The organism is Cytobacillus solani (assembly GCF_006704205.1).
Taxonomy (GTDB): Bacteria; Bacillota; Bacilli; order Bacillales; family Cytobacillaceae; genus Cytobacillus; species Cytobacillus solani.
In genome coordinates this window covers 2,001,499-2,014,612 of the sequence record NZ_CP041305.1, presented here as the reverse complement: position 1 = coordinate 2,014,612, position 13,114 = coordinate 2,001,499, and the positions used below count along the sequence as shown (strand labels likewise).

General features: G+C 36.9%; 15 protein-coding genes and 1 riboswitch. Of the genes, 6 read left to right on the top strand and 9 right to left on the bottom strand.

Features of this window, described 5'->3' with window-relative positions:
- Positions 1 to 200: 200 nt before the first annotated feature.
- The 7 genes from FI644_RS10315 to FI644_RS10285 all read right to left on the bottom strand — a co-directional run bounded on the left by FI644_RS10315 (position 201) and on the right by FI644_RS10285 (position 6,914).
- Positions 201 to 833 (bottom strand): queuosine precursor transporter, encoded by a 633-nt coding sequence (locus FI644_RS10315; RefSeq protein ID WP_142108280.1) that lies wholly within the window; start codon positions 831 to 833, stop codon positions 201 to 203.
- 14 nt (positions 834 to 847) lie between these two features.
- Complete coding sequence (queF, locus tag FI644_RS10310; protein ID WP_053478397.1) at positions 848 to 1,348, bottom strand: preQ(1) synthase; 501 nt, start codon at positions 1,346 to 1,348, stop codon at positions 848 to 850.
- A 126-nt stretch (positions 1,349 to 1,474) separates the two neighbouring features.
- A riboswitch (PreQ1 riboswitch) is annotated at positions 1,475 to 1,521 on the bottom strand.
- An 83-nt stretch (positions 1,522 to 1,604) separates the two neighbouring features.
- Positions 1,605 to 2,435: a phosphonoacetaldehyde hydrolase gene (phnX, locus tag FI644_RS10305; protein ID WP_053478396.1), complete on the bottom strand. Its 831-nt coding sequence runs from the start codon at positions 2,433 to 2,435 to the stop codon at positions 1,605 to 1,607.
- Complete coding sequence (locus tag FI644_RS10300) at positions 2,428 to 3,525, bottom strand: 2-aminoethylphosphonate--pyruvate transaminase (protein ID WP_053478395.1); 1,098 nt, start codon at positions 3,523 to 3,525, stop codon at positions 2,428 to 2,430. The genes phnX and FI644_RS10300 overlap by 8 nt, the downstream gene beginning before the upstream one ends.
- A 20-nt stretch (positions 3,526 to 3,545) precedes the next feature.
- The gene (locus FI644_RS10295; protein ID WP_053478394.1) at positions 3,546 to 4,520 is read right to left on the bottom strand and encodes an extracellular solute-binding protein; all 975 of its coding nucleotides are present in this window, start codon (positions 4,518 to 4,520) and stop codon (positions 3,546 to 3,548) included.
- Entirely contained in the window at positions 4,520 to 6,169 is a 1,650-nt protein-coding gene (locus tag FI644_RS10290; protein WP_053478393.1) for an ABC transporter permease subunit, read from the bottom strand. The genes FI644_RS10295 and FI644_RS10290 overlap by 1 nt, the downstream gene beginning before the upstream one ends.
- Positions 6,162 to 6,914 (bottom strand): ABC transporter ATP-binding protein, encoded by a 753-nt coding sequence (locus tag FI644_RS10285; protein WP_053478392.1) that lies wholly within the window; start codon positions 6,912 to 6,914, stop codon positions 6,162 to 6,164. The genes FI644_RS10290 and FI644_RS10285 overlap by 8 nt, the downstream gene beginning before the upstream one ends.
- A 236-nt stretch (positions 6,915 to 7,150) precedes the next feature.
- On the opposite strand from FI644_RS10285, the gene FI644_RS10280 reads away from it, so the two are divergent.
- From FI644_RS10280 to FI644_RS10265, 4 genes are all read left to right on the top strand, one after another.
- Complete coding sequence (locus tag FI644_RS10280; protein WP_053478391.1) at positions 7,151 to 7,912, top strand: DeoR/GlpR family DNA-binding transcription regulator; 762 nt, start codon at positions 7,151 to 7,153, stop codon at positions 7,910 to 7,912.
- A gap of 183 nt (positions 7,913 to 8,095) precedes the next feature.
- Entirely contained in the window at positions 8,096 to 8,509 is a 414-nt protein-coding gene (locus tag FI644_RS10275) for a MarR family winged helix-turn-helix transcriptional regulator (protein ID WP_053478390.1), read from the top strand.
- Positions 8,510 to 8,699: 190 nt separating this feature from the next.
- The gene (locus FI644_RS10270) at positions 8,700 to 9,365 is read left to right on the top strand and encodes a hypothetical protein (RefSeq protein ID WP_053478389.1); all 666 of its coding nucleotides are present in this window, start codon (positions 8,700 to 8,702) and stop codon (positions 9,363 to 9,365) included.
- Positions 9,362 to 9,670 carry a hypothetical protein gene (locus FI644_RS10265; RefSeq protein WP_053478388.1) on the top strand — a complete coding sequence of 103 codons (309 nt, stop codon included), beginning with the start codon at positions 9,362 to 9,364 and terminating at the stop codon, positions 9,668 to 9,670. Before FI644_RS10270 ends, FI644_RS10265 begins: the two co-directional genes overlap by 4 nt.
- 71 nt (positions 9,671 to 9,741) lie before the next feature.
- Here the strand turns inward: FI644_RS10265 and FI644_RS10260 are convergent, their stop codons facing one another.
- Positions 9,742 to 10,458, bottom strand: a complete 717-nt coding sequence (locus tag FI644_RS10260) for a sulfite exporter TauE/SafE family protein (protein WP_053478387.1) — start codon at positions 10,456 to 10,458, stop codon at positions 9,742 to 9,744.
- 321 nt (positions 10,459 to 10,779) lie between these two features.
- Here FI644_RS10260 and FI644_RS10255 point away from each other — a divergent pair, with 321 nt between their 5' ends.
- Positions 10,780 to 10,989, top strand: a complete 210-nt coding sequence (locus FI644_RS10255) for a hypothetical protein (protein WP_053478386.1) — start codon at positions 10,780 to 10,782, stop codon at positions 10,987 to 10,989.
- 62 nt (positions 10,990 to 11,051) lie between these two features.
- Here FI644_RS10255 and FI644_RS10250 read toward each other — a convergent pair whose 3' ends face one another.
- On the bottom strand, positions 11,052 to 11,672 hold the full coding sequence (locus FI644_RS10250; protein WP_053478385.1) for a TetR/AcrR family transcriptional regulator: 621 nt from the start codon (positions 11,670 to 11,672) through the stop codon (positions 11,052 to 11,054).
- A 156-nt stretch (positions 11,673 to 11,828) separates the two neighbouring features.
- Here FI644_RS10250 and kynU point away from each other — a divergent pair, with 156 nt between their 5' ends.
- A complete protein-coding gene (gene kynU / locus FI644_RS10245) occupies positions 11,829 to 13,112 on the top strand; it encodes a kynureninase (protein WP_053478384.1) in 1,284 nt (427 codons plus the stop codon).
- Positions 13,113 to 13,114 lie beyond the last annotated feature (2 nt).

Sequence of the window (13,114 nt, the reverse complement as noted above, 5' to 3'; positions counted from 1 at the left end):
CAGGTAAAAGCAAGACAGATTCCTGCATAAAACGCAGCGTCGGTTCCCTTCTAAATAGGATATTACAGCCTCTAGGTTTAATTCAAATGAATATTTAGTCATAGAAAAACTGCACCTCCAATCGTTTAGATGTATCTAGCAATGGGGGTGCAGTTCAATATGGAATGGACTATTTCTACTAATTTTTTCACTCAAAAATATTAAATTTCCTTTTGAACGATAGATGTTGTTTCTTGTCTCCTAATAAGATGAACCAATAAATAAACAAGCGGAGTAACAAAAATCGATGCAAAAAACTTAAAAACATATTGGGTTAGAATTAGGCTTCCTAGGATAGCAACAGGCATTGTTCCATAGAAAGCAATCGTAATAAAAATAGTTGTATCGACCAATTGACTCAGCATGGTGGAGGCATTATTACGAAGCCAAAGTTTTTTCTGTCCATGCTTGCTCTTTAATCGATTAAATACAAAAACATCTAGATTTTGACTAATCGCATAAGAAATTAGACTCGCGGTAATCACTCGAAAGCTTCCGTTTAGGATTGTTTCGAAGGACTCCTGGTTTTTAAATACGGGAGCTGCTGGCAAATGAATCGCAATTGTCATAAATAGAACGGCTAGAACTTGCATGATCAAACCAGCATGAACTGTCTTCTGCCCTTCCTTTTTTCCATAAACCTCGACAATCACATCGATAATTGGATACGTAAAAATATAGATAATAACAGCTGCTGGCAAGATCGCAAAGTCCCCAATACTAAATAGCTTAACAGCCACAATATTAGCCAAAATTAAAAGCCCGACATATATACCATTTAAATATAAAATCATGTCCTTTACCTGCCTTATCGATTATCTACTTTTTCCGGATAGAGATCATGGTTCATCAGCCGATGATTCGCCATCTCTTCATATTTCGTGCCGGGTCTCCCATAATTGCACCATGGATCAATCGATATGCCCCCGCGCGGTGTGAATTTTCCCCAAACCTCAATATACCGTGGATCTAGTAATTTAATTAAATCGTTCATGATAATGTTGACGCAATCCTCATGAAAATCACCATGATTTCTGAAACTGAATAAATAGAGCTTCAGAGACTTACTTTCCACAATTTTCTTATCTGGGATGTACGAGATGTACATCGTTGCAAAATCAGGCTGACCTGTTATGGGGCATAAGCTTGTAAATTCCGGGCAGTTAAATTTTACAAAATAATCCCGATTAGAATGCAGGCTATCGACCGCCTCCAATACCTCAGGTGCATAATCAGATCGATATTGTGTTTGCTGATTGCCTAAGAGTGTTAAATCCTTTAATCCTTCTTCCAGCTTGCGTCCAGACATAAAAAAGCCTCCTTGTAAAATGTTTCCCAACACTTTTCAAAAGAGGCTCGTTCAACCATTCTATTGCAAACAAATAGGATAAAACAAAAAAAGCCATGTCCTATTATGGACATGGCGTATTGTCATGTATCCATAGTTTTTTATAGAGGGTATAAGCTATGAACCTCTCCCGATCAAGTTCGGGTATCTTTTCAATATAATATAGAATGCAGCGGAAAACGTCAAATAGAAATTTATGTAATGTACTATGCTAAATCTACTCGATCTTTTCAACTCTTGTATATGGTCTTTTCCCTTCTGCAATAAGGTGGTTAATCCTCTCGACTAACTGCGGCAATTCACTTATTGATTTCATTGTAAAATCGGCCCCATTTTGGATAAAGGTTTGTTCGGTTTTAGCGATAGCTGTTTCTTGGTCTATCTTTGATAAAGCATTAAATTCATCTAAGCTTAAACCTAGTTCAGAGCTTCCTATAATGACACCAACTGACCAAACCCCTGCATTAACCCCTTCTTTAATATCTGAAACCGTATCACCCACTTTGATAACCTTCCACACAGCAGAAAGTTTCAATGCCTCCATATTACGATAAATCATATAAGGATACGGTCTTCCAAGAGAATTTGTTCCATCAGGAGTTATATAGAAATCAGGACTATAGCTTTTACTAGCTGCATGAGGAACAACAACATCCATCATTGATTGGGTATACCCTGTTGTCGAACCAACTTTCAGCCCCATCTCCTTCAACTTTTGTACTGTCTCTACCACCCTAGGAATGGGATCCGTATATTCTTTTAAGGAGGACATTAATGCAGGCTCAAATTCGGCATATAAATCCTCTACATCTTGCTCATTGAATCTTCTCCCAAACTTAGCTTCCCATAATCCGGAAACCCTTGGCATCATTAGCATTTCACGAATATGATCAATCTTTAGCATGCCCATGGGTGCTCTTGCCTCTTCCATCGTTACATCAATGCCTGCATGTTTAAAAATATCAATAAATACATTTACAGGAGCAAAACATCCAAAATCAACAGTTGTTCCAGCCCAATCTAAGATAACCCCTTCAACTTTATGCATGCTGGCATCCCTCCAGATATTCCTCAATAATATTACATAATGCCTCTATATCTTCTTCATAAATTTCCCCAATATTGCCAATTCGGAATGTATCCACATCTGTCAGCTTTCCTGGATAAAGGACAAATCCTCGTTCTTTCACATACAAATAGAAATCTTCAAAGCAGAATTGTTCGCTTGGGAAAAGAAAGGTTGTAATGATCGGTGACTGTTTTTCTGCTGTAATATACGTGTGAATGCCAATCCTTTCAAGTCTATCCCGCAAAATTTGGTTATTATTTTGGTAGCGGTGATGTCTGGCTGGGATGCTGCCTTCTGCAAGCAATTCATCAATTGCTTTCGAAAAGGCAGCTACAACATGCGTTGGGGATGTAAATCGCCATTTCCCGTCCTTGTCCATTTCCTTCCATTGATCAAATAGATCTAATGATAAGCTCCGAGCATTTCCTTCACAAGCTGCAAGTTTATCCCGTTTGGCAATAACAAAGCCAAATCCCGGAACCCCTTGAATACATTTATTCGCACTGCTAATTAGATAATCAATTCCAAGTTCAGGAATATTTATATCTATCCCTCCAAAACTACTCATTGCATCGATGATTAACGTTTTGTCGTATTCCTTTGATAATCTCGATATCATCTCCATCGGATTTAAAATGCCTGTCGTTGTTTCACAATGAACCATAACCAAATGGGTAATCGCTTGATCTTCTTCTAAAATCTCTTTAATTTCATCTTCATTTGGGTACTCATTATAGGCGGCACGATATTCACGGTAATTAAGCCCTATATAGTGTGCGATTTTTACAATCCGCTCTCCATAAGCACCGTTCGTCACAATGAGAACCTTATCTTCATCCGAAACGGCTGATGTCATCACAGATTCAACCGCAAATGTCCCGCTTCCTTGCATAAGCACAACCGAGTAATCTTGCTGCGATACACCAGCTAATTCAAGCAGCTGTATACGAATCTTTTGTGTAATTCCTTTATAATCATCATCCCAAGTGCAGCGGTCATAAAGCATTTCCTCTTTCACTGTACGAGAAGTTGTCAGCGGACCCGGTGTCAAAAGCTTATAATTATGCATGTTCCTTCACACTCCAATTATTATTTTGCTGAATTAAAAAATGCTTGGTGCTGTTCCAATAACTTTACTGTTAACGGTTGGGCGAATGTCATCGAATGAGCTGGCTTGTTCACCTCATCAACTGTCTCCCCTTTGTAAAGAGCAACCGGATAGGATGACAATAATTCCTTCCTTGCATCGCTAATAATTACCTCTGCCATCTTCATAGCTAAGTCTGTTGTTTCACCCTCTTTATCAATAACAGCAATCGATTCGGTAAGAGAAAAGTTGCCTTCCACTGGATCGACATAATCAATCGGTGCACCTGATTCCTTTGCTTGGACCGCTTGATGGCGAAGTCCAAAACCTGCCGCCACTTCTCCAGCCTGGACTTTTTTAATTGGACCTGAGCCAGAGCTTTCTAAGTGTGGGCCCACATTAGCAATCAACTCGTGAAGAATCGTTTTTCCTTCTTGTTCCCCGTACTCACTTATAATCGCTTGGATTAACAGCCAGCCTGTTGAAGAATCAACGATATTCGGAATAGACACTAATCCTTTAAATTCTGGTTTTGTTAAGTCTTTAATAGATGTTGGTGCTTCCAGCCCTTTTTCCTTCAGTACTTCCGTATTGACAAAAATGGCACCTGAATTGGATAAAATCGGCGTATAGAAGGATGGATATTCCTCTAATGCCTTCGCATCAAAAGCTAAATCTTTAAACATCGAATGCTCCTCTTGTGAGCTTTCAAGAAAATAAGAACTCATTGTCACTAAATCAGCTTCGATTTCCTTACCCTCTGCTATTAACTTCCCGCCTAATTCAGACGTTCCTAACGATTGAAAAACATACTCTCCCTCATAGCCAGCCTTATTTAAGGCATTTTCCATTGCCGCAACAGCTTCTTCATCCCCATTCGTATAAATAACGACTTCCTCTTCTTTTTGACTGTTACAACCTGCTAACGCAATCACAAAACCTAAAGCGAATAGAATCAGGATCATTTTTTTCATCATTATGCCGCCTCACTTTTTCTATATATTTTTTTACCATTTACTACTTGCCTTTTCTGCAAATAATCACAAAGGAATTTGATTAATAGATTAGTAAAAAAGATGAGTAAAGATAAAACAAATATTTCATTGAATTTTGCAAAATGCTGCAGTTCTTTAATTTTGCTCGCAACTAATGAAGTTTGAGCTGTAACTAGAAAGATAATTCCACTAATCGTTACCATTGAGTTGATAAAATAGTAACTAAACATCTCAATAACAGTAGATACTGAGTTTGGCAGAATGACCCGATAAATGGTCTTAATCCAGCTATCTCCAAGTAACTCTCCCGTCGTTTCCCAAGATCGATTCATTTTAGATAAAGAGTTTTTGGCCATTAAATAGGGAGTAGTAAAATAGTGAACAATATTACATAGGATGATGATGATAAATGTTCCTTTTAAACTACTGCCATTAAAAAGAAGCAAATACGATAAGCCAAGCACCATACCTGGAACAGTATTTGTAATCATTGAAACGATATCGATTGCTGTTCTTCCTTTTAATTGTGTGCGTACATTTAGAATTGCAGAACTGTAGGCAATAACAGTGCCAATAATGGCTGTTAAAATAGAAACTACAAATGAATTTTTATAAACAGCTACTAAATCACCCGATTGAAACACATTCAAAATATGCTTAAAGGTAAACGATAGATTATAAGGAAAACTATTAAGAAATGGCGCAATAAACATAACGGCAAAAATAGACAGCATCCCTAATAAAAAGATCGATGAAATCATTGCTAGAAAAGTATCCCGATATTTATTTTGCGTCCACTCTATGTCGGTAATCTTTTCGTATTGAAAGTTAAATTTTTCAAGGAAGTATAACAGAAAAACGCCTAGCACTGCTGGTAATAACATAAGAACGGCAATGACAGCCCCATGATTAAAGTCAGGAATGGACCCTAGCATTACTTGATACAGTTGGGTTGAAACAACAGAGTACGTTCCCCCAACTGATGCAGGGATTCCGAAATCTGTAAAGCTTAAAATAAAGGAAAGAACAAAGGCACCTCCTAAGGTTCCGATTAATGGACGAACAATCGTATTCGAAAAGCTTCTTAACGTCCCATCACCCATTAACTTGGAAACGATGATAAATTTCTTATCAACATATTTAAAGGAATTATTAATAAGAAGAAAGGAAGCTGGCAATGTATAGATCACATAGCCGATTAATAAACCATTAAAGCCGTATATGTCAAAAAATCCATGGCCGATTATCTTTGTTATTAACCCTTGGTTTCCAAATGAATACATAATAGCAAATCCATATGTAATCGTAGGCAGGAGCATCGGGAGAATAATTACCGTTCCAATCACTCTTTTTAGTGGCTGATAGATTCTCGTACAGTTAATCGAATAAGCCAATGTAAATGCTAGAATAGTCGTTATCACCGCTGTCGCACTTGAAACTTTGAAACTATTTCCAATTGACTCTATTATCTCTTTATTCGACAGAACCGAAAGATAATTGGAAAGATCAAACCCGCTGCTCGTTTCAAAGGATCGAATAAATAACACGGACAGAGGCAATAGGAGAAAACCAGCAAATAATAATGCTAACAGGAAATAAACGATGCGCATTTCTGGTCTTACATTAGGCATACTTCTCACCAAATAAATTGAATATATTTTGCCGCTTTATTTGTAGCTGTTTTAAAATAAAATCCTTTACAAAATCATTACTTGGCTGATTGATAATCTCCCTAGAAGTACCAAACTGCGAAATATTCCCCCGATTAATAATTAATACCTTATCAGACAGTGTTAAAGCTTCTTCCGGATCATGCGTAACAATAATTGTTGTAAGCTTATACTCTTTTGCAATGGATTGAATACGCTGTTTAATTGATTCCTTTATTACCCCGTCCAGTGCGCTCAGCGGCTCATCTAATAGCAATATTTTCGGCTTTGTTACCAGTGTTCTTGCAAGAGCAACTCTTTGTTTTTGCCCGCCTGATAATTCCCCTATTTTCTTTGTTAAATGCGGCTTTAATTCTAAGAAATCGATATATTCCTGAAGCTCCTTTTCAGAAACCATTCCCTTCTTATTTCTTAACCCATAAACAATATTTTCATAGGCATTTAAATGAGGAAAAAGTGCATAGTCTTGGAAAACAATATTAAATTCCCGGTCCTTCATTGGTACATTGCTTACATCCCGCCCATTAAAAATGATTTTTCCTTCATCCATTTTTGTTAATCCGAGAATGATATTTAATAATGTTGTTTTTCCGCTTCCGCTTGGACCTAGTAGGGAAACAATCTCGCCAGTGTTTATTTCAAGATTTATATTTTCTAAAACGATCTTTTGATCGAATTGTTTGCTTATATTTTGCAATTTCAGCAAACGGCTCACCTCCCTAAATACAACTTCAGTATAAAAATGATATGTAAATTTGAATAAAGATTTTTGTATAGTTTATGTAAATTTTGCCAATATCTTTACTAACTTAATACCAAATCGTTACTAACTTTCGCTGTTTTCCTTATTGTCATTTATATAAATCTATTGAGTACGCCGAGATTTATCAGTAAACTGGAATTACTATAGCTGCATCTAATTAAATTTAAATGGGTGAAAATATGTTTCCACTTGAAAGGCAAAAAAAAATTATTGATTTATTAACGATAAAAAAAGTCCTTAAAATATCTGAACTAACGGATAAACTAAACGTTTCCGTTGATACACTTCGCAGAGATTTAAATCTCCTTACGAAACAAGGGAAAATTGAAAAGATTTATGGTGGGGTTAAGATAGTAGAATCAAAATTTGGTGAATCTGCGATCGATGAACGGATGATTAGCCACTTAGAAGAAAAAGAGAGCATTGCGAGAACATGCAGTGAATGGATTAACGACGGGGATTGTATATTTATTGATAGCGGCTCAACAACTTATCAAATTGCAAAATACATTAAAAACAAGAAAAACTTAACTGTCGTAACAAATTCCATTCCTGTAATAACCGAGCTGATGAATACGGATGTTGAACTAATCATCATTGGCGGAAAGATAAGGAAAAATGAGCAATCTGTTGTAACCTTTGACTATTTATTTAATTTTAATGAATTAAATATATTGAAAGCATTTATTTGTACAAGCGGCATTACGCTTGAAAGAGGTATTTCCGACTATAATGTTGAAGAAGCTCTTACCCGGAAAAAAATCATTGAACGCTCCAAAGAAATATACGTTGCTGCCGATAGTACAAAGTTCGGAAAAGATGTCACTATTGCAATAGCTCCTATTGAGCAAATTAATTACATTATTACGGATGAAAACGTTAATAAAGATTTAATTAATGAATTTAGACATACGAACACTGAATTAATTATTTCAGAATAATCTATAGGTCAATAGATCGTATGTAAATAACAAAAGCTAAAAGATTACTTTATTGAAAAAAGTGACAGTTAAATAAATATCTATACGTAGTACTCTTGGGAAGATCTATTGGCATTGGCAAAGATTAATTATATACTTACCATATATTTTAATAAGTAAAATACTATATTAGGCTGTGATCCAATGGCAAAAAATGAACAGATACATAATGTGGAAATCATTATGAAAGAAATGCTTGATATACAACAAAAGTCTAAAATGTTTGTCAACCTGCTATCAGAAGGGGAGTCACTCACCCAGAATCAGCTTATACTTCTGCTTCAGCTAAAAATCAATAATGGAATGAAAGCAACTGAAATTGCTGATTTCTTTAATGTAACCCCTGGAGCTGTTACATCGATGTGCGATAAACTGGAAAAATTAAATGTGGTTCAGCGTGTAAGAGAAACTGAAGACCGCAGAGTTGTAAAAATGGTCTTGACGAGGATGGGTGAAGAAAAAGTCCATGCCATCTTTTTGAAATTCCCATCCGAGAAGCTAACAGATATGGCAAAAATATTAAAAGAAGTTAATTCATTAATGAGTGCCATTTTTTAAGGATTTCATCTATATTGAAATCCTTTTTTTATTGTCCAATTATGGAAAAAGCTTTTTATATCCTCATACAACCAGATAGTATAGGTGATTAATCTAATCCCTTCTTGACAAATCACCAATCAATGTATTTTAATTAATATATATTTTAATTATTAAAATATATATTAATTAAATAAGGCGGTGTGAAGGAATGCAAAACCAAAAGGCTCAAAAGCCCCGAAGCATCACTCTGACAAGCGGTCATATCAAGGAATTAGCTAAAGACTGCGAACGATTGAACATACGTGGTTCTGTTACATTACACCAAGAAATCCACCTCAAAGAGATCTCCACTCATGGCTTTAGTACCTTTCATTCTCATGTTGCAGCAGATCTGTTAAAAAGCTCTGGATCATGTGTCATAAAAGGCAATTGCGAGGTAAAAGAGATCATCAATGCCGGAAATTTAAAAATGAAAAATGTGCGTGCAGCGAAGCTTTCCAGTTCAGGAAAGCTTACCATTGAACAAATGCTTCATTCAGAACACCTTGATTCCATTGGGCTGATTACCGCAAAAGAAATTCACACAAAACACTTTCAGCTAAAATTATCAGGTGAGAGCAGGATCAACCGATTAATTACAGATACAGCGTTTATAGAAAAGGATAGAAAGTCCATTTCATTAAAGAAAAAACTAATCTGCCAGTTTATTAAAGGAAGACAATTGCAGCTTGCCTATACAGATGCGGAAATCGTTGAGGGGGATGTTGTGGATGTTGGCAGCCAGTGCAATATTCAAACACTTACCTATACAAAAAGCTGTACCATCTCTCCGAATGCTAAAGTCCAACAGATTATACGGAGTGAGAATCCATGAATATAAAAAAAACGATCCTTTCCTTCTTATTGTCGTTAACAATCCCTGTCCTTTCTGTCCTTTATCTAGGAATGATGTTGAGTGCACTAATCTCCATAATAGCCGGGATACTACGAACCATCGGTTTCGAACAAATAAAAATGAGTATTTGGCATGGCATTGATCTTCCTATCGCTTTAAGCATTCCTGTATCACTTGTTGTTTCATTGCTGCTTTTCAAAGGTTCACTTTATGTAAAACGCTCGATTACATTTTGTTTTCACAATCTTTTCTCTCCAGCCCAACCACCCATGAAGTTTAAATAAATTATTACTGTATGCAAAAAAGGCAGCACCTATGAAAATAGGAACTGCCTTTAATCATTTCTTGATTTAAGTTATAGCAAACTTTCAATAAACAAATAAACACCAGTAAACAATAAAATAATATACGTGAAGATACGAAAAATTTGCTGGTTAATTCTTTTAAATAAAAGCTGCCCCACATACAAACCGATAAATACTAATGGAAGTGCAGCAGCGCTTGATACCCAGACTGTTTTATTCGTCCCAGCAAAAATAACCTGGATAACTAAACTGATCAAATAAATAAACATATAAAATGCCAGCGTAGTCCCTCGCAGCTTTTCCTTTTGCGTATCTGTTCCTGAAAAGTATAACAACAATGGCGGTCCAGGCATGCCTATACTCGTTGTAAGAGCACCTGAAAGTCCGCCAACAGCTAGGTCTCTCTTCTTCCCCTGTTTCATGCGAAACTTAAGGATAAGCAAAATGGTTAATGCCAAAATAATAAGGCTTATGACTAACTTTAACTTATTGATGTCTATTAGCATAAAGATGATGATTCCTATTGGCAGGCCTATTCCACTTCCGATCACAAATCTTTTCACGATTCCAAAATCAATATCCTTTCTAACCTTCCTTATTAAAGCAATAGAAATCACTAGCGATAATAGTAAGTTCATTTGGATCGCTTCAGTTGGTTCAAAGAGCAGTAGAAGAAAGGGAGTAGCCAATATGGAAAAACCAAAACCTGTACTTGTTTGAAGGATGGAAGCTGTTAGGATGATGACGACAAATAACAATGTGTTCATATAGCACCTGCTTTTTTTACTTTTTGTTCCATAAATCCGTTCAAGTTATTCTTTCCTTCAATGATATACCTTTTCCTGTCACTAGAGAAGTTTTCACACGAAGGTATATATTTTCTATCATTTTTTGTAAAATGGGGGTAACTACGTGATAATACATTTTCTTACACCTCGTAACTAAGAACACCACGACCTTCGCATCAGATTTACCCACTTACAATCTTACTTTAGAAAGATTATGTATGCATCCAGTCTATTAAAATTCAATATTAGGAGTGGTACAAATGATTCAGTTAACAAAAAGGGGCGAATCTAGTTGATGGCGTGGTAACCCTTAAGTATCAGAACGGACAAGACATTGTTGTAAAAATGGACGAACATCGAAATGGCAAGATTATGTGTGCCATCGCCATGATTGAAAATGTCCAAAACAAATCCTTCAATGTTAAAAGGCTTGTAGAATACTATGATGGACATAAGCAAATGGACCGTGCCCATAAATGGGGGATGAATTGGACGGCTGGGAGGAAGTAATCTCTAAAGGAATAGAGCCTTATCAGAAAGCTCTGGTAAGGCTCTATTTTGATTTTTGAAGATTACCTAACTTTGTAGAGGCCCCTTGTATAAAGTAAAGCTAGATTTTCAGCTACAATAGTGAGGTCTTCTACAACCTCCCCAAGCACGATATCCCACATCAGCTGTTCATTCATATAATACCAGCCTCTAGCAATCAAAGAAGCTTCTATATCCTTGTTAGCCATTCCGGCCGTCTGAACGAAAGTAATATCCTTTGTTATCTCAGCAATAAATCGGGCACGAATCTGACTCCACTTTCTTTCTACCATTTCTGAAATTCCGATGGCCTCCTTTATAACCTTCATCGTCTCTTGTTCATCTAATGCCGCCTGGATGAATAATCTTACCTGCGCTTTTATTTGCGAATACGCTTCTTCCACTGTCGTGGGCTCAAAGGGCATGCTTGCAACATCATACATTTTCTCTACTATATTTTCCATTAGCTCAGCAAATAGCTCATCTTTATTTTTGAAATACACATAGGCCGTACCATAGCCAGTATTTGCCCGTTTATTAATCTCCGTCATCGTTGCTTTTTGAAAGCCTTCTTTTAGAAAAATGACTTTACCGGCATTCAGTAGATTTAATCGGGTTTGCAGTGCCTTCTGCTGTCTCTTGGATAAACCGTCTTCATGATTCACTCATTTCACCTCGTCTTAACAATTTTTAACATATTCTAAATTTTAAGTATTTTCTTTACAATCTGTTAATTGATATTATATCATTGACATAATATCAATTAAATACTTCATTCTATTTTTATAAAGAACATTCCATAAGAAAGGGAGCTGGTCCATATGAGTGAAAAGGAGTTTTTAACAAAGGCCTATGCCCAAAAGCTTGATTCTGAGGATGAACTAAAACAGTATCGAAACGAATTTTACCTGCAGACAGGAACCATTTACTTTGACGGGAACTCTCTTGGACTTCTTTCGAGAAGGGCTGAGCAAGCACTTCATAACGTACTTGAATCATGGAAGACTTATGGCATTGACGGCTGGCTAAAGGGGGAAAATCCGTGGTTCTATCTCCCTGAAAAGCTTGGGGAGATGACAGCACCACTTATCGGTGCAAAGCCTGAAGAAGTAATTGTAACCGGTTCCACGACAATTAATTTACATCAAATCCTTTCTACCTTTTATCAGCCGGAAGAAAAAAAAACAAAGATTCTTGCAGATGAGTTGAATTTTCCAACCGATATTTATGCTTTAAAAAGCCAGCTGAACATTCGCGGACTCAATCCAGATGAACATTTAGTGCAAGTGAAAAGCAGGGATGGGCTAACAATCCGTGAAGAGGATATTATTGAGGCAATGACAGACGAAGTGGCACTGATTGTCCTTGCAGGCGTTCTTTACCGCAGTGGCCAAATACTAGATATGAAGCGGATAACCGAGGAAGCACACAAAAGAGGGATCATAGTTGCCTTTGATTTATGCCATTCCATTGGCTCCATTCCACATTCATTAAGTGAGTGGGGCGTAGATTTTGCCTTCTGGTGCTCATATAAGCATTTAAATGGCGGACCAGGAGCTGTAGCCGGCATCTATGTAAACGAGACGCACTTTGGGGCTAATCCCGGGCTTGCAGGCTGGTTTAGTTCGGATAAGGACAAACAATTTGACATGGAGCATGACTTAACTCCGGCACCAACTGCAGGAGCTATGCAAATGGGCACGCCTAATTTACTGAGTGCAGCACCGCTATTAGGTTCTCTATCGATGTTTGCTGATGCAGGAATAGAAAAAATCCGCACAAAATCTTTAAAGTTAACCGATTATATGCTTGATCTCATTAACATTGAATTAAGCTGTTTTGGGTTCAAGATTGGAAACCCGCTTGATGCAGTCCGAAGGGGCGGCCATGTATTTCTTGAACATGAAGAGGCAGCTCGCATTTGTAAAGCTTTGAAAGATAACGGGGTCATTCCTGACTTCCGTACACCGAATGGCATTCGACTTGCTCCTGTTGCTTTATACAATACATTTGAAGAAGTACGGGAAGTTGTGCAGATTTTGAAAAAAATCATGGAAGAAGAGCAGTATAAGAAATTTGAGAACAAGCGCGATGTAGTTGCGTAAAA

Coding starts and splice junctions, on each gene's coding strand:
- FI644_RS10275 (WP_053478390.1), top strand. CDS start 8,096: ATGGCAAAAAATGAACAGATACATAATGTGGAAATCATTATGAAAGAA.
- phnX (WP_053478396.1), bottom strand. CDS start 2,435: ATGCATAAAGTTGAAGGGGTTATCTTAGATTGGGCTGGAACAACTGTT.
- FI644_RS10265 (WP_053478388.1), top strand. CDS start 9,362: ATGAATATAAAAAAAACGATCCTTTCCTTCTTATTGTCGTTAACAATC.
- FI644_RS10300 (WP_053478395.1), bottom strand. CDS start 3,525: ATGCATAATTATAAGCTTTTGACACCGGGTCCGCTGACAACTTCTCGT.
- FI644_RS10295 (WP_053478394.1), bottom strand. CDS start 4,520: ATGATGAAAAAAATGATCCTGATTCTATTCGCTTTAGGTTTTGTGATT.
- FI644_RS10315 (WP_142108280.1), bottom strand. CDS start 833: ATGATTTTATATTTAAATGGTATATATGTCGGGCTTTTAATTTTGGCT.
- FI644_RS10260 (WP_053478387.1), bottom strand. CDS start 10,458: ATGAACACATTGTTATTTGTCGTCATCATCCTAACAGCTTCCATCCTT.
- kynU (WP_053478384.1), top strand. CDS start 11,829: ATGAGTGAAAAGGAGTTTTTAACAAAGGCCTATGCCCAAAAGCTTGAT.
- FI644_RS10280 (WP_053478391.1), top strand. CDS start 7,151: ATGTTTCCACTTGAAAGGCAAAAAAAAATTATTGATTTATTAACGATA.
- queF (WP_053478397.1), bottom strand. CDS start 1,348: ATGTCTGGACGCAAGCTGGAAGAAGGATTAAAGGATTTAACACTCTTA.
- FI644_RS10290 (WP_053478393.1), bottom strand. CDS start 6,169: ATGCCTAATGTAAGACCAGAAATGCGCATCGTTTATTTCCTGTTAGCA.
- FI644_RS10270 (WP_053478389.1), top strand. CDS start 8,700: ATGCAAAACCAAAAGGCTCAAAAGCCCCGAAGCATCACTCTGACAAGC.